Annotated in this window: 24 protein-coding genes; 12 read left to right on the top strand and 12 right to left on the bottom strand. The window is 63.5% G+C overall.

The features are described from left to right. From WB785_RS09200 to WB785_RS09240, 9 genes are all read right to left on the bottom strand, one after another. Nucleotides 1–1,126, bottom strand: a 1,126-nt coding sequence (locus tag WB785_RS09200; RefSeq protein ID WP_424078618.1) for an MCE family protein, incomplete at its 3' end; no start/stop codon positions are given. Then, nucleotides 1,123–2,538 carry an MCE family protein gene (locus WB785_RS09205; RefSeq protein WP_424078619.1) on the bottom strand — a complete coding sequence of 472 codons (1,416 nt, stop codon included), beginning with the start codon at nucleotides 2,536–2,538 and terminating at the stop codon, nucleotides 1,123–1,125. The genes WB785_RS09200 and WB785_RS09205, both read right to left, overlap by 4 nt. Then, nucleotides 2,535–3,653, bottom strand: a complete 1,119-nt coding sequence (locus tag WB785_RS09210) for an MCE family protein (RefSeq protein WP_424078620.1) — start codon at nucleotides 3,651–3,653, stop codon at nucleotides 2,535–2,537. The genes WB785_RS09205 and WB785_RS09210 overlap by 4 nt, the downstream gene beginning before the upstream one ends. Then, nucleotides 3,653–4,681, bottom strand: coding sequence for an MCE family protein (locus WB785_RS09215; RefSeq protein WP_424078621.1), 1,029 nt, complete (start codon nucleotides 4,679–4,681; stop codon nucleotides 3,653–3,655). The genes WB785_RS09210 and WB785_RS09215 overlap by 1 nt, the downstream gene beginning before the upstream one ends. After that, nucleotides 4,678–5,922 (bottom strand): MCE family protein, encoded by a 1,245-nt coding sequence (locus WB785_RS09220; protein ID WP_424078623.1) that lies wholly within the window; start codon nucleotides 5,920–5,922, stop codon nucleotides 4,678–4,680. The genes WB785_RS09215 and WB785_RS09220 overlap by 4 nt, the downstream gene beginning before the upstream one ends. 12 nt (nucleotides 5,923–5,934) lie before the next feature. Further along, a complete protein-coding gene (locus tag WB785_RS09225) occupies nucleotides 5,935–6,801 on the bottom strand; it encodes an MlaE family ABC transporter permease (RefSeq protein WP_424078625.1) in 867 nt (288 codons plus the stop codon). 13 nt (nucleotides 6,802–6,814) lie between these two features. Further along, nucleotides 6,815–7,624, bottom strand: a complete 810-nt coding sequence (locus WB785_RS09230; protein ID WP_424078626.1) for an MlaE family ABC transporter permease — start codon at nucleotides 7,622–7,624, stop codon at nucleotides 6,815–6,817. Nucleotides 7,625–7,784: 160 nt separating this feature from the next. Continuing rightward, on the bottom strand, nucleotides 7,785–8,990 hold the full coding sequence (locus tag WB785_RS09235) for a CaiB/BaiF CoA transferase family protein (protein WP_424078629.1): 1,206 nt from the start codon (nucleotides 8,988–8,990) through the stop codon (nucleotides 7,785–7,787). Continuing rightward, nucleotides 8,990–10,528 carry an aldehyde dehydrogenase family protein gene (locus WB785_RS09240; RefSeq protein WP_424078631.1) on the bottom strand — a complete coding sequence of 513 codons (1,539 nt, stop codon included), beginning with the start codon at nucleotides 10,526–10,528 and terminating at the stop codon, nucleotides 8,990–8,992. The genes WB785_RS09235 and WB785_RS09240 overlap by 1 nt, the downstream gene beginning before the upstream one ends. A gap of 256 nt (nucleotides 10,529–10,784) precedes the next feature. Here WB785_RS09240 and WB785_RS09245 point away from each other — a divergent pair, with 256 nt between their 5' ends. The 4 genes from WB785_RS09245 to WB785_RS09260 are packed head-to-tail and all read left to right on the top strand — an operon-like array spanning nucleotide 10,785 to nucleotide 13,949. Then, nucleotides 10,785–11,486, top strand: a complete 702-nt coding sequence (locus tag WB785_RS09245; RefSeq protein ID WP_424078633.1) for an SDR family NAD(P)-dependent oxidoreductase — start codon at nucleotides 10,785–10,787, stop codon at nucleotides 11,484–11,486. Between the two features lie 13 nt (nucleotides 11,487–11,499). Further along, nucleotides 11,500–12,375 carry a mycofactocin-coupled SDR family oxidoreductase gene (locus tag WB785_RS09250; protein ID WP_424078635.1) on the top strand — a complete coding sequence of 292 codons (876 nt, stop codon included), beginning with the start codon at nucleotides 11,500–11,502 and terminating at the stop codon, nucleotides 12,373–12,375. A 9-nt stretch (nucleotides 12,376–12,384) separates the two neighbouring features. Further along, complete coding sequence (locus WB785_RS09255) at nucleotides 12,385–12,588, top strand: ferredoxin (protein WP_424078636.1); 204 nt, start codon at nucleotides 12,385–12,387, stop codon at nucleotides 12,586–12,588. Then, a complete protein-coding gene (locus tag WB785_RS09260; protein WP_424078637.1) occupies nucleotides 12,585–13,949 on the top strand; it encodes a cytochrome P450 in 1,365 nt (454 codons plus the stop codon). Before WB785_RS09255 ends, WB785_RS09260 begins: the two co-directional genes overlap by 4 nt. Before the next feature lie 282 nt (nucleotides 13,950–14,231). On the opposite strand, the gene WB785_RS09265 is transcribed toward WB785_RS09260, so the two are convergent. Together WB785_RS09265 and WB785_RS09270 are read right to left on the bottom strand one after the other, a co-directional pair. Beyond that, nucleotides 14,232–15,410: an acyl-CoA dehydrogenase family protein gene (locus tag WB785_RS09265; RefSeq protein WP_424078639.1), complete on the bottom strand. Its 1,179-nt coding sequence runs from the start codon at nucleotides 15,408–15,410 to the stop codon at nucleotides 14,232–14,234. After that, entirely contained in the window at nucleotides 15,394–16,404 is a 1,011-nt protein-coding gene (locus tag WB785_RS09270; protein ID WP_424078640.1) for an acyl-CoA dehydrogenase family protein, read from the bottom strand. The genes WB785_RS09265 and WB785_RS09270 overlap by 17 nt, the downstream gene beginning before the upstream one ends. A 93-nt stretch (nucleotides 16,405–16,497) precedes the next feature. Between WB785_RS09270 and WB785_RS09275 the strand changes: the two genes are divergently transcribed. From WB785_RS09275 to WB785_RS09295, 5 genes are all read left to right on the top strand, one after another. After that, nucleotides 16,498–17,403 carry an NAD(P)-dependent oxidoreductase gene (locus WB785_RS09275; RefSeq protein WP_424078641.1) on the top strand — a complete coding sequence of 302 codons (906 nt, stop codon included), beginning with the start codon at nucleotides 16,498–16,500 and terminating at the stop codon, nucleotides 17,401–17,403. Nucleotides 17,404–17,593: 190 nt separating this feature from the next. Next, nucleotides 17,594–18,685, top strand: a complete 1,092-nt coding sequence (locus WB785_RS09280; RefSeq protein WP_424078642.1) for an amidohydrolase family protein — start codon at nucleotides 17,594–17,596, stop codon at nucleotides 18,683–18,685. A gap of 32 nt (nucleotides 18,686–18,717) precedes the next feature. Continuing rightward, a complete protein-coding gene (locus WB785_RS09285) occupies nucleotides 18,718–19,863 on the top strand; it encodes an amidohydrolase family protein (protein WP_424078643.1) in 1,146 nt (381 codons plus the stop codon). 1 nt (nucleotide 19,864) lies between these two features. After that, the gene (locus WB785_RS09290; RefSeq protein WP_424078644.1) at nucleotides 19,865–20,278 is read left to right on the top strand and encodes a Rieske (2Fe-2S) protein; all 414 of its coding nucleotides are present in this window, start codon (nucleotides 19,865–19,867) and stop codon (nucleotides 20,276–20,278) included. Nucleotides 20,279–20,294: 16 nt separating this feature from the next. Then, nucleotides 20,295–21,161: an alpha/beta fold hydrolase gene (locus tag WB785_RS09295; RefSeq protein WP_424078646.1), complete on the top strand. Its 867-nt coding sequence runs from the start codon at nucleotides 20,295–20,297 to the stop codon at nucleotides 21,159–21,161. A 14-nt stretch (nucleotides 21,162–21,175) separates the two neighbouring features. Here WB785_RS09295 and WB785_RS09300 read toward each other — a convergent pair whose 3' ends face one another. Beyond that, a complete protein-coding gene (locus tag WB785_RS09300; protein ID WP_424078647.1) occupies nucleotides 21,176–21,649 on the bottom strand; it encodes a hypothetical protein in 474 nt (157 codons plus the stop codon). 37 nt (nucleotides 21,650–21,686) lie between these two features. Between WB785_RS09300 and WB785_RS09305 the strand changes: the two genes are divergently transcribed. From WB785_RS09305 to WB785_RS09315, 3 genes are read left to right on the top strand one after another with little or no spacing between them, the layout of a single operon-like run. Next, nucleotides 21,687–23,000, top strand: a complete 1,314-nt coding sequence (locus WB785_RS09305; RefSeq protein WP_424078649.1) for an NADH-ubiquinone oxidoreductase-F iron-sulfur binding region domain-containing protein — start codon at nucleotides 21,687–21,689, stop codon at nucleotides 22,998–23,000. After that, nucleotides 22,997–23,293 (top strand): ferredoxin, encoded by a 297-nt coding sequence (locus WB785_RS09310; protein WP_424078650.1) that lies wholly within the window; start codon nucleotides 22,997–22,999, stop codon nucleotides 23,291–23,293. Before WB785_RS09305 ends, WB785_RS09310 begins: the two co-directional genes overlap by 4 nt. Next, a complete protein-coding gene (locus WB785_RS09315; RefSeq protein ID WP_424078651.1) occupies nucleotides 23,275–24,945 on the top strand; it encodes a thiolase C-terminal domain-containing protein in 1,671 nt (556 codons plus the stop codon). Before WB785_RS09310 ends, WB785_RS09315 begins: the two co-directional genes overlap by 19 nt. The last annotated feature ends 3 nt before the right edge of the window (nucleotides 24,946–24,948 follow it).

Here is a 24,948-nt window from a genome sequence, read left to right on the forward strand (position 1 = left end):
CCACGGGACCAGGCGCCTGTGCGGCCCCGGGCTGCATTGGATCATAGGTGTACTTCAGGTAATACGGCTCCCCGGGCGCGGGTACCAACTGTTCCCCTAGTTGTCCCCAGTGCGTCCCAAGCAGCAGAGCCGACTTGAGCTTGGGAATAGTCAGGTCAAACTGTAAATGCAGATTGAAGTAATCACCTCGAACGGCTCGGTCGACGAAGTTCTGCGTGAACGGAAAGACCGTCGACCCCGCGAGCGCCGTGCCAAGCACCGGGCCGACGTCGGCGAGCGCGCGGATGGTCGGCTCCAGGTTTTTCAGGTTCTTGACCAAATCGGCCTGAGTGTTGTTGATCAGCCCGGTGGCGGTGTCGCTGAACGCGCGCAGGTGATCCAACGCCGCCGTCAAGCGCGGCCGCTCCTTGATAAACACCTCGAGAGCGGGCGGTACCTTGCGCAGCGCCTCGGTCAGTACGTCGCGCTGTCCTGCGAATGTCTCGGCAAGCCGGTTCAGCGCCTGGATCGACGTAACGATGTTGTCCCGCTGCGCATCCAGCGTCCCCACAAAGGTGTCGAGCCGGTTGAGCAAGTCGCGAACAGCACCCTCACGCCCGGACAGGGCCGCGCTGAAATTGTGGATGATCTCCCCGATCTGGCCCAGCCCGCCGCCATTGACGACCAGCGACAGCGACGACAGCGTTTGCTCCGTCGAGGGGTAGATCGACGAACGATTCAGCGGGATGGTGGCGCCCGGGCGTAACCGCCCGGTACCGGGTTGGCCAAGCGGCGGATTGAGCTCCACATGCATGGAGCCCAGCAGGCTGGTCTGACCGACGCTGGCCACCACGTTGGCCGGGATGACGACATCGCGCTTCACCGAGATCTCGACGTCGGCATGCCAATCCTTCACCCTCATCGGGCCCACACTGCCGACCACGACGTCGTCCATCATCACCGGCGAATTCGACTCCATCGTCAAGACATTCGCGAGCTCGACGTGATAGATGTCAGCGCCCGCTCCGCGCCCCACCGCGCCGGGCAAAGGTAGCGAGTTGAGGCCGTGGAACGCGCACCCGGTGGCAGTCAGCACCACGCAGGAGCCGATCGCAAGTACCCGGCGAACCGGCAGCCAGCCCATCATGGATGTGCCCCTTCCGCCGGCAGCAGCGGGGGCGGGGGTTCTGGTGTGGACGGCGGCGGCGGCAGCGGCATTGCCGCGCCCGGTATCCGCGGCAGCGGAACCGACGGCGCCGGCCCGGGTACCACCGAGTCACCGTTCAGCCCGGTCCATGCCGACACCGCGGGCGGGATGTCGGGGGGCCCGGGCTTCGGACCCTCGCCGCCAGGAGCGAGGCGCGGTTCGCTGTAAACAACGTTGGCCGGGTCCACCGATTTCTGGAGGAACGCGTTGATGGGGAACGGCACGTTGTTGAAGTTGAGCTGCCGCATGCCGGGACCCATAAACAGCGCACACAGCTTGCCCGATTCGACGGCGGTGATGCTCTCGACGGTCTGCAATTGCGTGCAGCCGGGGACGGGCAGCGGAAAAAGCATGCCCGCCCACGTAGGATTGGCCTCGTTGATGAGCCCGAACCCGCCCACAATGGTTCCGGTGTCGGCGTTGTAGTCGTTGAAGAAGTTGCTAAGCGCGGTCGGCGCGCCGTGCAAAATGTTCTCCAGAGCCATGTGCTGATCGACGATCGGCTGGAGGGCATCGCCCAATCGGGCAACCTGTTCGCTGGTTTGGTCGCGGGTTTCGGCGATGAATCGCTGCACCTCACCTACTGCCGTCGACAGATCGGTCAGCGCCGCGTCCAGGTCGGATTTGCTGTCGTTGACCACGCTGGTGAGGGTGGCCAGCCGGTCGTTGAACTGCACGATTTGGACGTTGCTGTCGCGCAGCGCGGTGACGAAGGTCTGCAGATTCTTGATGATGTCGACGATGTTGCCGCTGCCGTTGGAGAGGATGCGTCCCACGCCTGACAGTTGAGCGAGGGTTTGCCGCAGCTTGTCGCCGTTGCCCTGTAGCGCGTTGGCGGCGCTGTCGACGAAGCGCGATATCGCCGGTGTGGACACCTTGTCATTTGGTCCCAAATCCGTTGCCAGCCGCATCAATTGGGCTTTGACCTGGTCCCACTCAATCGGCACGGCCGTGCGTTGCACCGGTATCTCCGCCCCGTCGGCCATGACCGGACCGGTGTTCCGGTAGGCGGGAGTGAATTGGACGTAGCGGGCAGCCACCAAATTCTGGGTGACGATGACTGCTTTCGCGTCCGCCGGAATCGACACGCCGTGGTCGACCTTGAGGATCATCTTGGCCTGCGTGCCCGCGGGCTGGATCGACTTGATCGTGCCGACTTTGACACCGGAGACCCGCACTTGATCGCCCGGGTAAATCGCGGTGGCGCTGGTGAAGTAAGCGGTGATGGTCTTCGGGCCAAAGAACACGTCACGCACAATCAGTCCGGTGCCGGCGACAATCAGCGCGGCCAGTACGACCGCCGCGATCGCCGTGAGCCTGTTACGCGGGACCCGAGGCATCCGGGAGATCATTGCCCCCCTCCCCTGCGTCCGCCCAACGTACAGCCAGAGCACGGCGGAATGCCGTTGTACAGTTGCGGCACCAACGACCGCGGTACCGGTGACGGGAAGCCCGGGCCGCGCCCGGTGTCGAAGGTGCGGAATCCCCACAGGTAATCCAGGAACGGCCCGAAGAGTTCCGGAAGAGCGGCGTTCGGGGCGAACGCCGAGTAGGCGTACATGCTGGAGATCGCCTCGCCCACCGTGATCTCAAATTTCGCGAGGCCGGGCAGTGCTTTGCTGATGTTGTCGCGGTTCTTTTCCAGCATCGCGGTCACTGAATTCAGCTTCTCCAGCGTGGGCGCCAACTTACTTTCGTTGTCGTGCACCAATCCGGTCAGCTGCTTGGCCACCGTCGAGGTGTTGGCCAACAGCGAGACGATCTCTTGTCGGCGCGTCACCAAGACCTGAAGCAGGTCATCGGAGTTGAGGATGAGCTTGTTGACCTGTTGGCTGCGTTCGGACAGGATTCCGGTGACGTCGCTGGCGCTCTTGAGTAGTGCGCCCAGGGATTGGTTGCGGCTGTTGAGGCTTCGCGATAGCCGAGTGACCGCGTCGAACGTGGGACCCAACTGTGGGGCGATCTGGTTGAGGGTCGCTGACAGCGTGTCGAGGGACTGGTTCAAGGTCGCGGTGTTGGTGTCGCCGGCGTACGACGTGAAGTCGCTGACCGCGTCGGTCAGCGAGTACGGCGAACCTGTGCGGGATATCGGGATGACATCCAACGGATGCATCACTCCGCTTCCGGCCGACTCCAATGTCAGCACCCGCTCGCCCAGCAGTGTGCCGGTGCGGATGTGCGCGCTGGTGTCCGTTCCGAGCGGAACGTTGCCCTTCATCGTGAACATGACCAGTGCATCGCCGTTGCGCAACGACACATCCGACACCGTGCCGACTTTGATTCCCGACACCGTCACAGCGTTGCCCACCGCAAGCCCGCCGGCTTCGGAAAACAACGCCTGGTATCGGACGGACGTCGCCAACGACATAAGCCGATCGGGCGACAGACCCACCAGGATGAGCAGCACGATCAAGACGGCGCCGATGAAGCCCGCCTTAATCAGCCCAGTTCCGCCGTATTTCAACATCAGGGTTCCTGACACCTCTTTGCTTCGGACCTAAACCAGGGGGCTATCACCGTTTTGCCCTGCAGGTCGGTCCCACGCAGTTCGAACGAGCAGATGAAGTACGGGATGGTGGCACCGAATACGCCGAGTCGGACCAGCTTGCGGTAGTTCTTTGGCGCTTTCTGAATCGCGGCGTCGAGGCGGTCTTTGTCGTTATCGAGTAGTGGGGCCAACCGGCTGAGCTGCTCGATGGTGCCGGACAGCGGTGGCCTGGCGTTGGTCAGCAGATCGGCCAACGAGGCGGTTCCTTTGCTCAACGCGTCGATAGCCGGCGCGATGGTGTCACGGTCGTCAGACAGTCCGGTGACCAGCCGCTGGAGGCGATCGATGGCGGCGGAGAACTTGCCGCCGTCCTTGTCGAGGGTGGCTACCACGGTGTTCAGGTTTTCGATTAGTTGCTGAATCGTTTGGTCGTTGTCGCCCAAGGCATTCGACAACGACGCCGTTTTGGAAAACAGCGATTGAAGAGTGCCGCCCTCGCCCTGGAATATCTGCAACAGCGCTGACGAGAGCGCATTGACATCGTGCGCATTCAAGCCCTGCACAACGGGTTTCAGTCCGCCCAGCAGCAGGTCGAGGTCAAGCGCCGGCGCGGTGCGGTCGACCGGAATCTGGGCCCCAGCCGGCAGCCGCCTGGTCGAGCCCGGGCCATCAGAGAGGTCGAGGTAACGATCACCGACCAGGTTGAGATACCGAACCGCCGCCTTGGTGCCGTCGGTGAGCACGACGCTACGGTCGGCGTCGAATTTGACCACCACCTTTTTGTCCGGCTGCAGCGAGATCCCGTTGACGGTGCCCACCCGAACACCGGCGACCCGCACCGAATTTCCGGTCTTCAGTCGTGACGCGTCGTTGAAGACCGCCGAATACCCGGTTGTCGCACCGGTGCGGTACTGGCCGAAAATGAAGAACAGAAACGCGGTCAGCACCGCCATCACGACGGCGAAGACACCGAACTTGATGAGCGTCGCGCGCAGTGAGCCCCTCATCCTTGGTTCCCGACGCCAGCCGAGTTGCGTGGCGGACCGGCGATCGGCCCATACAACAACTGTTTGAGGCCATCGAAGTTCAGCAGCAACTGCTGGTTCCCGTACACCACCGGGTTGGCACCGGTATCTGTGACGAGAAGCTTCGCGTTGGTGTTGAAGGGATGGTTCGGAAGGTCCAGGCATTGCGGGCCGCCTGTGGCGGCGACCTTGGGCAGGTTAGTCGGATACCGATAACGTTCGGCCCCCCATGTGAGGCTCGCAAGAATATTGATGCTCGGTTCCGACAACGGCGGCCACTTCCCGTCGTCTCCGAGAGCCCGGAAACCGCACCACAGCGCTTTGTTGTACTCGTTGGTCAGATCGGTGGTCGGCCGTAGCAGATGGATGACATCCGTCAAGCCCTTCCTGTTGGCGGATAGGACGTCATTGCCGACGTCGGCCAAGCCGATCGCGCTAACCAGCAGCGCGTCGAGGTTGTGTTGCTCGTCGACAAACGTCTGGCTGATCCTTGCCGAATTAGCAACGGTTTTCACCAGGTCTGGCGCCGCGTCGGCGTAGGCGTTGAAAACCGGCGCGGAAACAGCGAGGTCGTGGCTCAGCGCGGAGAGGCTCGGATCGAACTTCGCCAGAAACGAATCCAGATCGCTGAACGCCTGACCGATCTTTTGGCCGCGGCCGCTGAGCGCCTGCCCGATAGCCCCAAGAGTCTCGTTGAGCTTCGCCGGGTCGAGCGTGCCCAGTACCTCTGTGAGGTGTTTGAACACCGTGTTGATCTCAACCGTGACATGTTGGCTATCGAGCACCTGACCGCTCGGCAGGGCTTGTTTCGACGGTTCAGCCGGCGGGATCAGCTCGACGAACTTGGCGCCGAACACCGTGGGCGCTGTGATGTCGACGCCCACATTGGCCGGAATCAGTGGGGGGTGCTGCCGCGGATCCATCGCCGACGGGTCCATCGCCAGGTGAAGGACGGCCTGACCATACGGCGGCGGCTGCGAGTGCAAGCCGCACGCATTATCGCGACTAACAACGCAAATCGAATCGACCTTGCCTACTTGCACGCCGCGCATCTTGACCTTCGCATCGACGTTCATCACCAGGCCGGCACGCGACGAGACCACGTAAACGGGCACACTGTCGTTGAAACTGCCCCGGAACTGTAATACGGCGGCGAAGACGATGGCGATGATCACCGCGACGGTCACCAGCCCCGTCAATGCGCGTATCCCAGTGTGTTCCATCGGATCTTTCCCTTACCCCGAGAGGTTGAAGTTTCCGTTCGAGCCGTAGATCGAAAGCGAAATCAGCAGCGTTACCGATACGACGACGATGAGCGAGGTGCGGACCGCATTACCGGTTGCGACACCGACACCCTCCGGTCCGCCTGACGCGAAATATCCGTAGTACGTATGTAACAACAGGACGGCGATCGCCATCAAGATGGCCTGCAAGAACGACCACAGCAAGTCGATGGGGTTCAGGAAGGTGTCGAAGTAGTGGTTGTAGAGACCCCCGGATTGGCCGAACAGCACAACTGTGGTGAATTGGCTTGCCAGGAACGACAAAATGACCGCAATGCTGTAAAGCGGCGTGATCGCGAGCATTCCCGCGACGATCCTGGTGCTGACCAGATACGAAATCGGCCGAATCGCCATCGCTTCCAGCGCATCGATTTCTTCGCTGATCCGCATCGCACCCAATTGCGCCGTCACGCCGGCACCGAAGGTCGCCGCCAAGCCAATCCCGGCGACCACCGGCGCCGACAGGCGCACATTGATGAATGCCGCCAAGAACCCGGTCAGCGCCTCGATGCCGATATTGCCCAGCGAGCTATACCCTTGCACCGCAAGCGTGCCGCCAGCAGCCAGCGTCAGGAACCCGACGATGACTACGGTTCCACCGATCATCGCCAAAGTCCCTGCGCCCATGCTGATTTCAGCGACGAGGCGAATGATTTCCCGCCCGTAGCGGGTGATCGCAAAAGGGATGCCGGCAAGGGCCCTGCCGTAGAACAACGTGTGGTCGCCGATCGAGCCCAAAGTGGCAACGGGTTTGCGCCACAGGCCAAGTGTCCCAAACGTTCGGGGATAAGTCGCTCTCAACGACTTGATCAACGTCATCGCAGCCGTCCCATCACTTCGTCGAGAATCGGATGCCGATCGCGGTAACGACCACGTTCACCACGAACAGCGCCATGAACGCATACACCACGGTTTCGTTGACCGCATTGCCTACCGCCTTGGCACCCCCGCCGGAGACGGTCAGTCCGCGGTAACACGCCACCAGGCCGGCGATGACACCGAACAGGGCCGCCTTGACACACGAGATGATCACCTCGGGCACCCCGGTCAACAACGTGATCCCCGCGGCGAACGCGCCCGGGTTTACGTCCTGCACGAACACCGAGAACACGTAGCCGCCGACGATCCCGATGATCACGACCAGACTGTTGAGCAACAGCGCGACCAGACCGGCCGCCAGCATCCGCGGCGTCACCAACCGCTGCACCGGGTTGATGCCCAGCACCTCCATCGCGTCGATCTCCTCGCGGATAGTGCGCGAGCCAAGATCCGCACACATCGCCGTCGCACCAGCACCGGCCACGATCAACACCGTCACCAGCGGGCCGACCTGAGTGACCGCGCCGAACGCCGCACCCGCACCGGACAGATCCGCGGCACCCAACTCACGCAACAGGATGTTGAGAATGAAGCTCACCAACACCGTGAACGGGATGGCCACCAACAACGTCGGAACCAACGCAACACGCGCGATGAACCAGGACTGCTCCAGAAACTCACGCCACTGAAAGGGGCGGCGGAACGCAAACCTGATCGCATCGGCCGACATCGCGAACAGCCCGCCGACGGCTTGCATCGCCCCGGATAAGCCACTTGGCAAGCTAATTCCGGAGGACCAGCGCTCCGCCCCCTTAGTCGCCATCGCTGCCTACCATCCTCACGCCAGTGCCTCCGTGTAGTCCGCGTGAGTTGGTGCGCCCGAGCAATTCGGGCCGAACAAACCCCGCTTCTTGAGCGTTCGGCGATTATGACTCATGCCGCGTGCAGCGGGAGTGGAAATTGACAACCGAGCGACCTCCGAATTAAGTGACGGCACCGATAGTTTTGAGCTCGATGATGCGGTCCCAGTCCAATCCGAGCTCCATCAAAATTTCGTCGGTCTGCTCGGCGAACCCGGGAGCCGGTCTGGATACAGGTGCGGCTACGTCGAATTGCACTGGGTTGGCTACTAACTCGAGTTCGCCTGCCTGCACGACATATTCATTTGCCCTGATCTGAGCGTCGTTGGCTGCCTGCAAGGTGTCCTGCACCGGTGCCCACGGCCCGGCCAATGTCGCGAAGCGTTCACTCCATTCCGCGAGACTGCGGGAAGCAAGCGCCTTACTGAGAATCTGCACCGCCTCTGCGGTATTCGCGGCGATTTTCTCATCGGTATCGAACCGCGGGTCGTCTGCCAGTTCTGGTTGGTCGATATGGCGGCACACATCGGCCCAGAACTTACTGGCTTGCATCATTACAAAAGAGATATAGCGGTTGTCGGATGTCGCATATAGCCCTACCAAAGGGTTGATCGGGGAGCCGTGCACGCCGGGCGGGAAGGCCTCCATCCGCTGGCCGAGATGCACTGTCAACGCAACGGTGTGGCCGAGCGACCACAGTCCGCTGCCCAAGAGCGATACGTCGACGATCGATGGTTCGCCGGTCCGCTCACGTTTAAGTAACGCCGCCGCGATCCCACCGGCCAGATTGGTGCCGGAGATAGTGTCGCCGTAGGCGGGTCCAGGCGGACCGACCATGCCCTCGGTCCCGGGCGGAGTAATGGTGGCGGCGGTTCCGGCTCGACACCAGAACGCCGTCATGTCATAGCCACCCTTTTCCGACTCCGCGCCGCGAGGACCCAATGCACTGCCGCGGGCGTAGATGATGTTCGGGTTGACCCTACGAATGTCCTCGACGTCGATGCCGAACTTCTTCCGGTGAGCGGGAAGGAAGCTGGTGAGAAAAACATCGGAGCGGCGGACAAGCTCGTAGAGCACTTCACGACCCTCGGGCACCGACATATCCAGGCCGAGGCTGCGCTTGCAACGGTTGGCGTGCTCGATGTTGGGGTTGGGGTCGCCCTCGACGCGCAACAGGCCGGTCTGCCGCAAACCGCGTTGCGGATCACCGGTCACCGCATGCTCGACCTTGACTACGTCTGCGCCCCATTCGGCCAGCACGGCACCTGCCGACGGGACGAACCCGTACATGGCGACCTCGAGAACGCGGATGCCTTCCAGCGGCTTCATCAGGCCGCTCCCGAAACCGGCACGGCAAACGTCTTGCGCTCCAAGAACTCTTCCAAACCGGCCACCCCCATCTCCCGACCGACGCCGGATTGCTTGAAGCCCCCAAATGGGCTATCCGCGGCAAAGTAGTTGCCGCCGTTGATCGAAAACGATCCGGTGCGGATTCGTCGCGCCACTGCCAACGCCCGCTCTTGATCGGCGCTGAATACCGCACCGGCCAGACCGTAGATGGAGTTGTTGGCGATGCGCACGGCGTCGTCGTCATCGTCGAAGGCGATCACCACCAGCACCGGGCCGAAGATCTCTTGCTGCGCGATCTCGCTGTCGGGGGTGACGTTGGTCAGGAGGGTGGGCGCATAGAAGAAGCCCGGACCTAACCGCTGGCCCCCGGTGACGAGTGTGGCCCCAGCGGCAACGGCCCGCTGCACCATCCCGTCGACCTTGTCCCGCTGGCGCTCATTGATCAGCGGTCCCATGTAGGTCTTCGGATCGGCCGGGTCGCCATGGCGGACCTTGGCGAAGTTCTGCGCGATCAACTCGACGATCTCGTCATGGTGCTTGCGCGGCACCAGCAGCCGCGACGTCAGCGCACAACCTTGCCCGGCGTGGGTGACCATGGAAAAGGCCGCGAACATGCCGGCGTTCGCGAAGTCGGCGTCATCGAGGATGATCGCCGCCGACTTACCACCCAGCTCGAGGAAGACGCGTTTGATGGTCCCGCTTGCCGCGGCCATGATCCGGCGGCCGACCGGTGTCGACCCGGTGAACGTGATCACGTCGACGTCGAGGCTGGTGGTCAGCGCTTCTCCGACAGCCGGATCCGACGAGCTGAGAACGTTGACCACGCCAGGTGGGATGTCGGTGTGGTTAGCGATCAGCTCTCCCAGTGCCAGCGTGACCAGCGGGGTGTCCGGCGCGCCCTTGAGCACCACGGTGCAGCCGGCGGCCAGCGCGGGCGGCAACTTGGCCAGCGCCAACTGATTTGGGTAGTTGTAGGCGATGATCGCTCCGACCACCCCGGCGGCCTCTTTCTCCACCCAGCGGCGGTGTCGCATACCGCGCGATTCGATTTCGCCGAGTTCCTCGGTCATGGGATAGCTGCGCAATAGGTCGGCGTAATAGCGCGCGATCTTGATCGGCTCGTCCAGCTGAGCCCCGTGGGTCAGTGCGCGGGTGGCGCCCACTTCGGCGATCGTGAGGTCGCGCAATTCGTCGGCGTGGTCCAACAGCGCCTGATGCAGCTGCTCGAGGCAACGAACCCGCAGCGAGACATCGGTCGACCAACTTGTGGTGTCGAACGCCCGCCGGGCCGCGGCAACGGCCGCCTCCGCCTCGTCGAGGCCGGCATCCGGAGCATGACCGATGACCTCACCGGTGGCGGGGTTGATCGACGCGAAGACGCTGTCGGTGCCGACCAGCCGACCATCGATCAGCAACCGCCTGTCGGCGTGCGGCTCGGACCCGCCGTCGGCCCCCTCCCGCCCCTCCGTCCGTGGGCTAGCGCCCACTGGGGTCGCCGCGCGGTCCTGCGATGGCATTCCGGCTCCTCAACACGTGGATAATTTCATTCTCATCCCGGGCGAATCTTACATTCCGGACACGAGAATTCAACCGATCGAGAGAAACGAGACTGCCATGCTCACAAGGCGTTCGGACGGTCCCGATCCTCAGTATTTTCGCAGGAAAAACGGGGTTTCTGACTCACCTTGCGAGCGGCTGTAACGTGAGAGTAAGGTTCTCATAATCGGAAGGGAGATTCTTAGTGCCTGTGCAGGTCTCCGATGGAGTGCCCACGTGACAACAGCCGTCGTCACAGGCGGCGGCTCGGGAATCGGCCTGGCCATTGCCGAGCGGTTGCGCCGAGACGGCTACCAAGTCGCGACCGTCGACCTCAAGCCGTCGGAGACACCCTTCGCCTTCACCGCGGACGTGACCGACCGATCGCAAGTCGACGCCGCGCTCTCCGGCATCCGCGAGCAGCTGGGCCCGGTCACCGTATTGGTTAACGCCGCGGGCTTGGACGGGTTCAAACGCTTCAACCACATCGAGTTCGCGGATTGGCAACGGCTGATCGATGTCAACCTCAACGGGGTCTTCCACATGATCCAGGCGGTGCTGCCCGACATGCTCGAGGCCGGCTGGGGCCGCATCGTCAACATCTCCTCCTCGAGCACTCACTCCGGCGCTCCGTATATGTCCCATTACGTGGCCGCCAAATCCGCGGTCAACGGACTGACCAAGTCGCTGGCCCTGGAGTACGGACCGAACGGCATCACCGTCAACGCGGTGCCGCCGGGGTTCATCGACACCCCGATGCTGCGTGCCGCCGAGGAACGCGGCAATCTCGGCGACATCGAGAAGACCATCGCGGCAACGCCGGTACGCCGGATTGGCAAGCCCGAGGACATTGCCGCCGCCTGCGCTTTCCTGATCTCGGAGGAAGCCGGCTACATCACCGGTCAGATACTCGGCGTCAATGGCGGCCGAAACACCTGAAAGGACAAACCCGTTGGGACAACGCGCCGAAGGCCGGGTCAAGGGAAAAGTCGCATTCGTCACGGGTGCGGCGCGCGGCCAGGGCCGCTCTCACGCTGTGCGGTTAGCCGAGGAAGGCGCCGACATCATCGCCGTCGATTTGTGTCGTGACGTCGACACCATCGGATACCCAATGGCCACACCGGAAGACCTCGACGAGACAGCCCGCCTGATCGAGAAGACCAGCCAAAAAGTGGTGATCGCGCAGGCCGACGTTCGGGACGCCGGACAACTGCGCACCGCATTGGAAACCGGCCTGGCCGAGCTCGGCAAGCTTGACATCGTGGTGGCTCAGGCCGGCATCGCCGGCATGAAGGGCCAGCCGCCGTTGCAGGCCTGGTGCGACGTGATCAACACCAACCTGATCGGGACGATCAACGCGATTCAGGTTGCGCTGCCGCATCTTCGAGCGGGGGCGTCGATCATCGCCACCGGATCCACCGCCGCACTGATGGACACCGCGAAGAAAGACAATCCCGGCAACGACCCGGGCGGGATGGCCTACGTGCACTCCAAGCGTGCCCTGTCGAGCTATGTGCACGATCTGGCCACCGAACTTTCGGTTCTCGGGATTCGTGCCAACGTCGTTCATCCGACAAACACCAATACCGACATGCTGCAAAGCGAGCCGATGTACCGTTCGTTCCGGCCGGATCTGGAGAACCCGACACGCACCGACGCCGAGCCGGTTTTCGGTGTGCAGCAGGCGATGAAGGTTCCGTACGTCGAACCAGAGGACATCAGCAACGCGGTGCTGTGGCTGGCCTCGGACGAGGCCAGATATGTGACGGGCATGCAGCTGCGCGTCGATGCCGGCGGATACCTCAAGTGGTACGACTACCGTACGTAGGGGAAAGTTATGAAAGTTCGGGTTGATTCAGATCGCTGCCAGGGCCACACGTTGTGCTCGATGATCGCGCCGGATTCCTTTGTGCTCGACGACATCGAAGGTCATTCGTCGGCGGCCTCGGAAGACGTTCCGCCCGACCAGGAAGACGCCGTCCGGGAAGCCGCTCAGTCCTGCCCTGAACAAGCCATTTTCGTCGAGGAGACGAGGCCTTGAGCGTCGACGGCATCGTGAGCGACAGCGATCGCAAGAAGAACCGGATTCACTTCGACCGGCACACTCCCGAATATCGAACCCAATTCGAGGAGATCACCGAGGAGATCCACACCAAGTGCCCGGTCGCGTGGACCGACACGTATGACGGGCACTGGGTCGCCGGAGGAAGCCAGGCGGTGTTCGAACTCGCGCGCTGCCCTGTGGTTTCAAATGATCACGACATCAACGGCGAACGCCGTGGCTACCAAGGCATCTCGATCCCGGTGGCAAAACGCGCCAGCGGCGTTCGGGGTGGAATCCTCGAGATGGACGAGCCGGAGCACCGCACCTACCGCAACGTGCTCAACCCCTACCTGTCTCCAGCGGCGGTCAAACGTTGGCAGCCATTCATCGACGACGTGACGCGAGCGTGCCTCGACGAAAAGATCGAGCAGGGCCGCATCGACTTCGTCGACGACCTCGCCAACGTCGTGCCCGCAGTACTCACACTGGCCATCTTGGGTGTCCCGCTGAAGAAATGGTCGATGTACAGCGAGCCCACGCATGCCGCGTTGTACACGCCCGAGCACTCCCCAGATCTCGAGCGCGTCAACGCGATGCACCGTGAAATGGGACTGGATCTGCTGAACAACATGATCGAGATCCGGGACAATCCGCGGCCGGGCATCGTCAACGCTCTCATCCAGCTGCGCATCGACGGTGAGCCCGCTCCTGATCTCGAGATCATGGGCAACCTCGGCCTGGTGATCGGCGGCGGTTTCGACACCACTACGGCCCTGACCGCCCACTCGCTGGAATGGCTGTCGCAGCATCCCGAGCAGCGCGAGCGGCTCAGCCGCGAGCGTGACACCCTGCTTGATCCCGCCACCGAGGAATTCCTGCGCTACTTCACCCCGGCGCCCGGCGACGGGCGGACCTTCTCCGACGATGTCGAGATCGAAGGAACACAGTTCAAAGAGGGCGAGCGGCTGTGGATCTCCTGGGCGATGGCCAACCGCGATCCGTCGGTTTTCGCCGAACCCAACAAAATCGTCATGGACCGTAAAGGCAACCGACACTTCAGCTTCGGCCTCGGTGTACATCGCTGCATCGGCTCCAACGTGGCGCGCACGGTATTCAAATCCATGCTCACCGCGGTGCTCGACCGGATGCCGGACTACCAGTGCGACCCGGAAGGCACCGTGCACTACGAAACGATCGGCGTCATCCAGGGCATGCGACACCTGCCGGCAACCTTCACCCCCGGCCACCGACTCGGCGCGGGCCTCGATGAAACTCTGGAGAAGCTGCAACGGATTTGCGACGAGCAGGAGCTGGCCCGGCCGATCACCGAGCGCAAAGAAGCCGCCGTCATCGACTGAGCGGCTCGATCGTCGAACGTGAGACTGTTGTGAAAAGTCGTATCTTGGCCCTACTGAGTGTTGCGCCGCAGCAGTCACATCCGCCCCACAGATCTCTAGGTGGAGGCGACACACAATCTGCCCGCCTCTGAGCGACAACTTAAGCTGTGCAGCGGATTTGGCGCCGTGGATTTGTCGCTCAGAGGCGGGCACAACGCACACCGCACACCGCAGGTACTCCTGTTGCTGATGTGACACGTGCCTGTGAGGCCAACGGTGAAGAGCCCCGCTCATGGAAGCTGCTTAGCCGGTAGGCAATCCGAGTACCCGCTGCGCGATGATGTTGCGCTGGATCTCCGACGTGCCGCCGGCGATCGTCCCCCCGAAGCTGCGGGCGTACCGCTCGAACCAACTGGCAAAGTAGTGGTCGAGGTTCATCGGCGCATACGGACCGGTCAGCGTGGGATGCGCTAAGCCGTCGGATCCCGCTGCTGCCAAGGCATGTTCGCATGCTTCTCGTTCGGCTTCGGAGCCGAGCACCTTCAGCACGGACAAGGCGGGCACGTCTTCCTCGCCGCGGGCGGCACGGGCCAGGGCCACCGACCCGAGGAGGCGCAGCGCCTGATAGTCCATCAGCGTGCTGGCGTACTGGTCACGTTCGAGTGCGTTGGTGGGATGGAAGTCGGCGAGCACATTGTCCAGCCGATCGGCGAATCCCAGCCACATCATCGTGCGTTCGTGCCCGAGCGACCCGTTGGCCACCCGCCAACCCTGGTTGAGCGGGCCGACGAGGTTTTCGGCCGGCACTCGCACGTCGGTGAAGAACACCTCGTTGAAGTCCAGATCGTCCTGTGCGCAGATGGACGGAAACGGCCGACGTACCACGCCGGGAGTGTCGGTGGGGATCAGCAACACGCTGATCCCCTTGTGCTTAGGCGCATCTGGATCGGTTCGCACGAAGGTCAGCAGTACGTCCGCGTCGTGCGCCCCCGACGTCCACACCTTTTGGCCGTTGACCACGAAATGATCACCGTCACGGACGGCTTTCGTGCGCAGCGACGCCAGATCCGAACCGGCGCTGGGCTCACTCATCCCCAATGAAGCCGTGATCTCGGCACGCAGGATCGGAACTGCCCAACGTTGCTTCTGCTCGTCGCTGCCGAACGAGATCAGCGACGCTGCAATGATATTGACGCCCTGCGGGTTGAAGCTGTGGTAGATCCGCCGTCGGCACAGCTCCTCGAGGTAGACATACTGCTGCAAGACCGTGGCGTTGCGGCCGCCGAACTCCGGCGGCTGAGTGGGCAGCAACCAGCCGTTGTCGAACAGCAGCCGCTGCCAGCGACGCGCCCAATCCGGCATGTGCGACACCGATTTTGGCCGCTCCAACGCTTCAGCCGCGGTAGCAGGCGCGTGCTCGTCGAGGAAGGCGACGAACTCCGCGCGAAAAGCCTCGACTTCGGGATCAAACGTGAGCTGCACGGTACTCCTCGGTGATCATCGCTCGGTGTTCGGCGGCCCCACCCAGCATGAGCTCGCCCGCCTTCGCCCGCTTCAGCGCGAATTGCACATCGTTCTCCCAGGTGAAGCCCATCGCGCCGAACAGCTGCAGGCCGTGCCGGAACACCAGCGATTGGCATTCGCCCGCAGCAGCTTTCGCCATCGCGGCCGCAAGTCGCCGACGCGGATCGTCTTCGGCGATCGTCAGCGCCGAGTAATAGGCCAGCGCCCGCGCCCGTTCTACCGCGACGTGCATGTCGGCGGCCTTGTGCTGGACCGCTTGGAACGAGCCGATCGGCACCCCGAATTGGTGCCGGCTACGCACGTGATCAAGGACCAGATCCAGAATGCGTTGGCAGGCACCGACCATCGTTATCGCCATACCCATCAGCGCGATATGCCGCGCCCGCTCCGCATTGACACTGACCCGTGCGGTGTCCGGTACCCGAACGTGGCTAAAACTCAACTCGGCGATGTGCAGCACCGGGTCGAACACCGATTTGCGTCGCCTGGTTACCTGCCCCGCCACCTCGGCTGCGCTGACGATGAACACCCCGGCATCAGTCACTACCGCCAACCACTCGGCACGATCCCCGTCCAGCACATGCTCCGCCGTGCCGTCCAACACCCAGCCGTCGTCGTCCCGATGCGCTGTCACGCCCGTGTAGACGGCGGTCCCCGATGCCTGCGGGTCGAACCGAGCCCCCGCCAGCGGCGCGAACTGGCTCATCGTCGCCAGAAACGGCGTGGGATCGGTGGCGCGACCGAGCTCTTCCAAAACGATGGCCAGCTCGACGGCGGTTTCCGGATCGCTCATCTCGGTCCAGCCGTGCTCGATATAGGCCCTCCAGACCGGCGTCGGGTCCACGCCGTCTTCGGCAACCCCTCTGACCAGCGTCGGCGGGCACTGCTTGCCGACGGCGTCACGCACCGTTTCCTGCCAGAGCCGCTGATCGGCGTCGAATTCCAGCAGCATTCCGGCCAGCTCCTTAGCTCAGTTAACGTACTGTGAGAATACTATTCTCTTATTGGCACAGTAACAATCTCGCTGGAACGCTAGGCGGTCGCAATGGAGATCGGTTTCATCGGCCTGGGCCACATGGGTTTTCCGATGGCACGACGCCTCATTCGAGCCAATCGCGGAATCGTCGCCTTCGACACCAGCTCCGAAGCTCTCGACCGGGCTGTCGCGTTCGGGGCCCAGCCCGCGTCGTCGCCGAAGGAGGTCGCCGACCTCGCTGAAACCGTCATGGCCAGCCTGCCCTCCCCGCAAGTCGCACTCGAGGTCGCGACCGGGGTCGGTGGCGTGATCGACGGCTCCCGGGTCAAGCGCTATATCGACCTCTCGACAATCGGCCGCCAAACAGCGGTACAGATCCACGGCGCCCTCGCCAGAAGCAACATCGCTGCGCTCGACAGCCCGGTCAGCGGCGGGGTAAGCGGAGCCGAAAATGGCACCCTCGCCCTGATGGTCTCCGGCCCCCGCACCGAATTCGACATCCTCAAGGAGTCGCTCGAGACGATCGGCAAGCCGTTCTACATCGGCGAGACGCCCGGTTCAGCGCAAACCATGAAGCTGGCCAACAACATCCTGGCGGCGACAGTGCTCGTTGCAACATCAGAAGTCGTCGTGATGGGCGTGAAGTCCGGACTCGATCCAGGCGTCATGATCGACGTAGTCAACGCGGGCTCTGGCGCGACGAGCGCGAGCCGAGACAAGTTCCCGCGCGCGATTCTTCCGCGCACGTTCGACTACGGCTTTGCCACCGGGCTGATGGTCAAAGACGTACGGCTGTATCTCGACGAAGCACAGTCGATTGGTGTGCCCGTCGAGATCGCTGCGGCGGTCGGGCGGCTATGGGAAACCGCCTTGCACGACGAGGGGGCTGATTCGGACTTCACCGCGGCGATCAAACCGATCGAACGAGCCGCCGGCGTCACGGTAGGCCCCGCGTCCCTGCCGTGGCGTACCTGAGAATGATATTGTCAATTACGAAGAACAACGCTTCACGTGCTGCTCGCAATTGTGACCACTAGCAGGCGTGATGATTAATCGAAACGCTTACCGGAAACCCTGTTGATTGGCGACGAACGAGAATGTTAGATTGGCTAGCGTATGGCCAGCAGGCGCGACACAGTCGTCGGCGCCGCGAAGGGTGGTTTAGGTGATCGAGCACCCGGACGGAACCCGGACGCCGCTGATCGACGCCAGCGTGCACATCTTCTTCTCGTCCAACAAGGAACTGCGCTCAGTAATGCGCGAGCCTTACAAGAGTCGCGGTTTCCCCGACTACGAGATGGACTGGTACGGGGCGCCCGGCGGCGAGTACGCGCCGAACACCGAGGGACCGGACCGTCAATACCCGGGCTCGGATCCGGAATTCGTTGGCAACGAAATGTTTACGAAGCGCGGCGTCGATGTGGCGGTGCTACATCCGATGGGGCGCGGCATCATGCCGGACCGACACCTGGGCAGCGCCCTGCACGCGGCCCACAACGAGATGATGGTGTCGAAATGGCTGGAGTCCGCCCAGTTCGGTGACAGGTTCCGCGGCACAATCCGGGTGAACCCCGACGACATCGCCGGCGCCCTGCGCGAAATCGAGAAGTGGCGCGCACACCCGCGGGTGGTTCAGATCGCCGTCCCATTGCAGTCCCGCGAGCTGTACGGCAAGCCGCAATTCTGGCCGCTCTGGGAAGCCGCAGCCGACGCCAATCTCCCTGTGGCGGTTCACATCGAAACGGGTGAGGGCATCGGCTTTCCCCCGACCCCGTCCGGCAACACACTCACCTATGAGCAGTACGTCAGCTTCATGGCGCTGAATTACCTGTACCACCTGATGAACATGATCGCCGAGGGCGTCTTCGAGCGCTGGCCCGGCCTCAAGTTCGTCTGGGCCGACGGCGCTGCGGACTTCGTTACACCGTTCATCTGGCGGATGGACACCTTCGGCCGTCCGCACCTCGAGCAGACCCCGTGGGCGCCCCGGATCCCCAGCGATTACCTGCCCGGACACGTGTACTTCGTCCAGGGCAGCCTCGACGGTCCGGGCGACGTCGAGTTCGCCGGCGAGTGGTTCGGCTTCACCGGCAAAGAAGACATGGTGATGTTCGGTTCCAGCTATCCGCACTGGCAGTGCGGTGACATCCACAAGCTGCCAAAGGCGCTGTCGGCCGAGCAGCGCGAGAAGGTGTGCTGGCGCAACGCGGCCAACCTGTACGGAATCGACATTTCTGTCGACCTCGCGGCGGGCTAGTCGCAGAATAGAAGAAGGCTGAGGAGGTCGAAATGACATTGACTCACATGCAGGAACGCGTTCCAGCCAAGGAGCGCATCGCCGTTCGGTGTGTCGACTCGGATGTCCACCCGGTGCCCAAGCGCGGCGAAATCACCCCGTACATCCCCGAGCCGTGGCGCAGCAAATTCTTCCTCGACCACAAGATCGGCGAGCTGATTTACTACGACGCCCCTGACTACGCGCACGCCTTCGCGATGCGCACCGACACCTTCCCGCCTGACGGCGAGTTCCCGGGCAGCGACCCGGACATGGCGTTCCGCCAGCTGATCATGGAAGCGGGCTCCGACATCGCGATCCTGGAGCCCGCCGGCCGCACGCCGCGTCTACCGGAAGCCAACCAGGCGTATTCAAGCGCACTCAACGACTGGCAGAACAACCACTGGCTCGACAGCCACAACAACTGGCACGAACGTTGGCGCGGGTCGATCTGCGTGGCGATCGAAGACCCCGAAGGCGCCGTTGAACAGATCGAGAAGTGGGCGGGGCACCCGTACATGGCCCAGATTCTGATTAAAGCCGAGCCGAGACCGTCATGGGGCCACCCGAAGTACGACCCCATCTGGGCGGCCGCCACCAAGCACGACATCACCGTCAGCTGCCACCTGTCGCGCGGCACCTACGAGCTGCTGCCGACGCCGCCGGTGGGCTTTCCCAGCTACAACCACGACTTCATGGTGACCTACTCGCTGCTGGCGGCCAACCAGGTGATGAGCCTGATCTTCGACGGCGTCTTCGACCGCTTCCCGACCTTGCGGATCGTCTTCGTGGAGCACGCCTTCAGCTGGATCTTGCCGCTGATGTGGCGCATGGACTCGATCTATGAGGCCCGCAAGTCACGAGTGGAGATCAAGCGCAAGCCGTCCGATTACGTCAAGGACCACATCAAGTTCACCACGCAGCCGCTGGACTACCCCGAGGACAAGACGGAGTCGACCCGCGCGATGGAGTGGATGGAGGCCGACAAGATCCTGCTGTACTCCTCCGACTACCCGCACTGGACCTTCGACGACCCGCGCTGGGTGGTCAAGCATCTGCCTAAGGCCGCGCGCGAATCGATCATGTACAAGAACGGCATTGCGACCTATCACCTTCCGGAGACGGTTCCCGTCCTCGAGGGCCAAGTCCGGGTGTTCTGAGTTGAGTTCTGAAGAGAGTGGGGCAGCCACCGAGCGGCCCCAGCCTCGCCTCGCACAGGGCCGTGAACACATTGTGGCGACCGTGGACGAGATTCCTCCGGGCAAGCACAAGCTGGTGCCGATCGGACGGCACGGTGTGGGTGTGTACAACGTCAACGGAATCTTCTACGCCATCGCGAATTACTGTCCACACCAGGGCGGCCCGCTGTGCTCGGGGCGGACCCGCGGCCGCACCGTCGTGGACGAGACGGCCGCGGGTGACGCCGTCATGGTTCGCGACCTGGAGTACATCTACTGCCCTTGGCATCAATGGGGTTTCGAGCTCGCGACCGGCACGACCGCGGTCAAGCCCGAGTGGAGCATTCGCACCTACCCGGTGCGCGTCGTCGGCGACGACGTTCTGGTGATGGCCTGACCTACAGGAGAATTGCGTGGCGTCTATTGAGGTGAATGGTGGCAACGTCGTCTACGAAATCCTTGGTGATTCCGGCGATCTCATTGCCCTGACGCCGGGCGGCCGGTTCAGTAAGGAGATTGAAGGCCTACGTCCGCTGGCCGATGCCCTGGCCGCCGGCGGCTACCGGGTGCTGCTGTGGGACCGGCCCAACTGCGGCGCATCCGATGTGCAGTTCTACGGGCAAAGCGAATCCCACATGCGCGCCGAGACGTTGCACAAGCTGGTCAAAGGGCTGGGCTTCGAGCGCTGCATCCTCGCTGGAGGCTCCGGTGGGGCAAGGGATTCCATGCTCACCACGATGCTCTACCCGGAAATGGTCACCAAGCTCGTGGTGTGGAACATTGTCGGCGGCATCTACGGCACCTTCGTACTCGGTTCCTTCTACATCATCCCCAGCATCCTTGCGGTGCGAGGTACCGGAATGGACGGCGTGGTCAAGGTGCAGGAGTGGCGCGACCGCATCGACGAAAACCCAGCCAACAAGCAGCGGTTCCTCGACTTCGACTCCGACGAGTTCCTCAAGGTGATGCTGCGCTGGCTCAACGCGTTCGTTTCCAAGCCGGGACAGACGATTCCTGGCGTCGAGGACGAAATGTTCGATCGCATAAAGGTTCCCACGTTGATCATTCGTGGCGGCGAGAACGACATGGACCATCCCAAGCGGACGTCGCTGGAAGTCAGCTGCCTGATCAAGGGTTCGAAGTTGATCGACCCGCCGTGGCCGGAGGATGCGTGGGAGCGTGCCTCCGAAGAGCGCGCCGCGGGCAAGGTGAAGCACTTCAACATGTTCGACACCTGGGTGCAGGCGGCCCCGGCGATCCTGGAGTTCCTGCGCTCGTGATGTCTCGCGGTGTACTACACAGTGCGAATGTGGACCTCGCAGTTGAGCGAGGCTTCCAAGGCTGTGTGGACACGGCTCTCCGGAATACGTTCCAGGTCTTCCTCGCGCAACGTGACGTAGACGATGTCGTAGCCGTCGTCGCCGGGGGCTCGGACGATCTCGCCGGTGAGCCCGAACCCAGCCAACACACCGTGCGCGTCGTCGTCGGTTCCTCTGCTGACAAAGGTCACCACGCCCGGCGAAGTCGAATCACCAAAAGCCTTGGTGCACAACTCGATTGCCGTGCGTTTGGCCACACCCGCATCTTCGGCAGCGATGAGCAATTGCACCTCTCGGCGACCGGTCGGCATCGTCGTGAGGTCGCTTTCCACCACATCGACACCCGCCTCGCCTACGAGCCCAAGGAGGACCACCATGCCCTCTCGTAGCCGCGCATGCGTGAATCGTCCATCGGGGTCGATGTTGACGCGCACCACGGCAGTCCGCATGTGCGAAAGCGTAACTGCAGGGACGGCGAGCTAGGTCATGAACACCGGCCAGATAACCACTCCCACCGAACCGGTCACCGTGGCGACCGCTCCGGGTTGCCCGCCCCGGCTGCTAGGCGAGCAACCCCAAACCCGCGAGGACCTCGCAACGTACCGGACACATGGCGGCTACCGGCCATTGGCCGGCGCCGACGCACTCCTGAACGAGGTCGAGTCCAGCGGGCTGGTCGGTCGCGGCGGCGCTGCCTTCCCGCTCGCGGTGAAGTTGCGCGCGGTTCGCGATAACGGGAGCCGCGCGGGCGGCGCCGTCGTCGTCGCCAATGGCGAAGAGGGAGAACCGGCTTCGATCAAGGATCGCTGGCTAGTGCGCAACCGCCCGCACCTGGTTCTGGACGGGCTGCGGCTGGCGGCGGCGATCGTGGCCGCCGACAGCGCCTACGTCTACGTGTCCGACCACGAATCGGCCCGCAGCGTCGAAGCGGCGCTGGCGGAGCTCGGCTCCGAACTGCACGGCATCACACTCGAGCTGGTGACGGTGCAATCCGGGTACGTGGCCGGCGAGGAAACCGCCGCGGTCCAGGCGATCAACGGCGGCCCGGCCAAGCCGACGGACAAGCCACCGCGCCCGTTCGAGGCCGGCGTCGCAGAACGGCCCACGCTGGTCAGCAACGTCGAAACGCTGGCCAACCTGCCCTTCCTGCAGAGCAACGGCTCGGCTGCGTTCCGCTCCCAAGGCACCCCGCTGTCGCCGGGCACGTTCCTGGCGACCATCACCGGAGCGGGACGACCGCCGGTGCTCTACGAACTGCCACACGGCCTACCCTTCACCGAACTGCTTGCCCTGCACGGAATTTCACCAGACCGAGTGCGGGGCGCGCTGATGGGCGGGTACTTCGCCGGCCTGCTCGACCGACGAGTGCTTGAGACATCGCTGGACCATGAGACGTTTCGCCGGTTCGGCAGCGGCCTGGGCTGCGGCGCGATCTCGGTAATCACCGACGACTGCCCGGTCGCGGTAGCCGCCGCGGTGTTGGCCTACTTCGATCGTGAAAACGCCAGCCAGTGCGGCTCCTGTTTCAACGGGACGGCGGCGATGGCCGCCGCCGCGGGCGCATTGCGCGACGGCGCCGCCACTGTGGATGACGTAGAGCGGCTGCGCCGTTGGTCGGTGGTGCTGCGCGGGCGCGGTGCTTGCGCGACCCTGGACGCCGCAACAAACGTCGCGGCAAGCCTGCTCGCTCAGTTTCCCGATGAGGTCGCGCGCCATCTGGAAGGCGCCTGCCAAGGCTGCAGCAACGGGCCGTTCCGCGCCGACCGTCCCTACGAGGCGGAAGTGGTGACGCAGGCATGAAAATTCGCCTCGACCGCACGGTCTGCGACGGCTTCGGTATTTGCGCCAAGCATGCGCCCGGCTACTTCTCCCTCGACGACTGGGGATACGCGTGTTTGACCGGTGACGGCACCGTGGCCGAAACCGACCAGCAGGCGGTGATGAACGCACTGCTGGACTGCCCGGTGCACGCGATCACCGAGATCGGTGATCTCAAACCCAGTGTTCGCCGCCCAGACTTGCGCGACGACGACGATCCCGCCGCGCACCTCAAAACCGAGGCCAACGAAGCAGAGTGGGGTTTCACGCGTTGACGCAGAACACCGGACGCCCAGCGCCGCTGGTCACCGACGAGACTGAATTCTTCTGGCGCTCAGGCGCCGACGGCACACTACGGCTGCAGGAATGCACCGACTGCTCGGCGCTCATCCATCCGCCGGCGCCGATTTGCCGCTACTGCCGCTCGCACCGCCTGGAGGTACGAGCGGTGTCGGGCCGGGCGACGCTGGCAGGATTTACCGTCAACCACCGGTTCAGCCTGCCGGGCTTACCCGCGCCCTATGTCGTCGCCCAGGTAGCGATCGCCGAAGACCCGCGAGTTCGGCTGACCACCAACATCATTGACTGCGACCCAGAGCAACTGCAGCTCGGTCAGCAAGTTGAGGTCGTCTTCGAGCAGGCCGAAGACGTGTGGCTGCCGCTGTTCCGTCCCATTGAAGACACCCGGCCCGCCGCGCTGCCCATCGACGAAATCGCTCCGGAGCGCTTCGGTGAATACGTCCGCTCGATGCTCACGCCGGAGAAATTCGAAGACAAAGTGGCGCTCACCGGGATCGGCATGTCGGAGATCGGGCGCCGCTTGATGGTGCCGCCGCTGTCGCTGACGGTGGCTGCCTGCGAGGCAGCGATCGCCGACGCCGGCCTGACATTCGACGACATCGACGGCCTGTCAACCTATCCCGGCGGCGGCAACCTCGGCGGTTTCGGTGAAGGAGGCGTCACGGCGCTGGAAGCGGCGCTGGGCATCCGGCCGACATGGCACAACGGCGGCATCGAAACCTTTGGCCCGGGCGGCTCGGTGATCGCGGCGATGCTTGCCGTCGCCGGCGGCCTGGCGCGTCACGTGCTGTGCTTCCGGACGCTGTGGGAGGCCACCTTCAACGAGCAGATGAAGCAGGGCAAGATCGTTCCGTCGATGGGCCGCAGAGCCGACTGGCTGATGCCGTTCGGCGCCACCTCGGCGGCCCACACATTGGCGCAGAACGCGCAGCGCCACTTCCATCGGTACGGCACGACGAAGGAAACGCTGGGCTGGATTGCGTTGAACCAGCGCGCCAATGCCGAACTCAACCCGTCGGCGGTCTACCGGTCTCCGATGACGATGGACGACTACCTGAACGCCCGTCCGATCACCACACCGTTCGGGCTCTACGACTGTGACGTGCCGTGCGACGGGGCCATCGCCGTCATCGTGTCGGCCGTCGACGCCGCCCGCGACATGGCCAAGCCGCCGGTGTTGGTGGAGGCGGTGGGCACGCAGATTATCGAGCGAATTGACTGGGACCAAAGCACATTGACTCACGAGCCGCAGGTGCTCGGCCAGTCGGCGCATCTGTGGTCGCGTACCTCGCTGCGGCCGGAAGACGTCGACGTCGCCGAGTTGTACGACGGGTTCACCATGAACTGCCTGTCCTGGATTGAAGCGTTGGGGTTCTGCCGGATCGGTGAGGCCAAGGAATTCCTGGACGGCGGTAAGAACATCGCCCGCGACGGCCAGCTGCCACTCAACACGCATGGCGGTCAGTTGTCGCACGGCCGTACGCATGGCATGGGTCTGCTGCATGAAGCCGTCAGCCAGCTGCGCGGCGAAGCCGGGCCGCGGCAGGTCGCCGACGCCCGCGTCGGCGTGGTCAGCAGTGGCGGCCTCACACCAAGCGGCGTACTACTGCTACGGGCCGACACATGAGTC

Origin of the sequence: Mycobacterium sp. (assembly GCF_049585075.1) — a bacterium.
GTDB lineage: Bacteria > Actinomycetota > Actinomycetes > Mycobacteriales > Mycobacteriaceae > Mycobacterium.

Excerpts from the sequence above, each read along its gene's own strand:
- WB785_RS09300 (WP_424078647.1), bottom strand. The coding sequence starts at position 21,649 with ATGCGGACTGCCGTGGTGCGCGTCAACATCGACCCCGATGGACGATTC.
- WB785_RS09235 (WP_424078629.1), bottom strand. The coding sequence starts at position 8,990 with ATGAAGCCGCTGGAAGGCATCCGCGTTCTCGAGGTCGCCATGTACGGG.
- WB785_RS09215 (WP_424078621.1), bottom strand. The coding sequence starts at position 4,681 with ATGAGGGGCTCACTGCGCGCGACGCTCATCAAGTTCGGTGTCTTCGCC.
- WB785_RS09285 (WP_424078643.1), top strand. The coding sequence starts at position 18,718 with ATGACATTGACTCACATGCAGGAACGCGTTCCAGCCAAGGAGCGCATC.
- WB785_RS09205 (WP_424078619.1), bottom strand. The coding sequence starts at position 2,538 with ATGATCTCCCGGATGCCTCGGGTCCCGCGTAACAGGCTCACGGCGATC.
- WB785_RS09220 (WP_424078623.1), bottom strand. The coding sequence starts at position 5,922 with ATGGAACACACTGGGATACGCGCATTGACGGGGCTGGTGACCGTCGCG.
- WB785_RS09305 (WP_424078649.1), top strand. The coding sequence starts at position 21,687 with ATGAACACCGGCCAGATAACCACTCCCACCGAACCGGTCACCGTGGCG.
- WB785_RS09310 (WP_424078650.1), top strand. The coding sequence starts at position 22,997 with ATGAAAATTCGCCTCGACCGCACGGTCTGCGACGGCTTCGGTATTTGC.
- WB785_RS09275 (WP_424078641.1), top strand. The coding sequence starts at position 16,498 with ATGGAGATCGGTTTCATCGGCCTGGGCCACATGGGTTTTCCGATGGCA.
- WB785_RS09210 (WP_424078620.1), bottom strand. The coding sequence starts at position 3,653 with ATGTTGAAATACGGCGGAACTGGGCTGATTAAGGCGGGCTTCATCGGC.
- WB785_RS09255 (WP_424078636.1), top strand. The coding sequence starts at position 12,385 with ATGAAAGTTCGGGTTGATTCAGATCGCTGCCAGGGCCACACGTTGTGC.
- WB785_RS09240 (WP_424078631.1), bottom strand. The coding sequence starts at position 10,528 with ATGCCATCGCAGGACCGCGCGGCGACCCCAGTGGGCGCTAGCCCACGG.
- WB785_RS09270 (WP_424078640.1), bottom strand. The coding sequence starts at position 16,404 with ATGCTGCTGGAATTCGACGCCGATCAGCGGCTCTGGCAGGAAACGGTG.
- WB785_RS09230 (WP_424078626.1), bottom strand. The coding sequence starts at position 7,624 with ATGGCGACTAAGGGGGCGGAGCGCTGGTCCTCCGGAATTAGCTTGCCA.
- WB785_RS09225 (WP_424078625.1), bottom strand. The coding sequence starts at position 6,801 with ATGACGTTGATCAAGTCGTTGAGAGCGACTTATCCCCGAACGTTTGGG.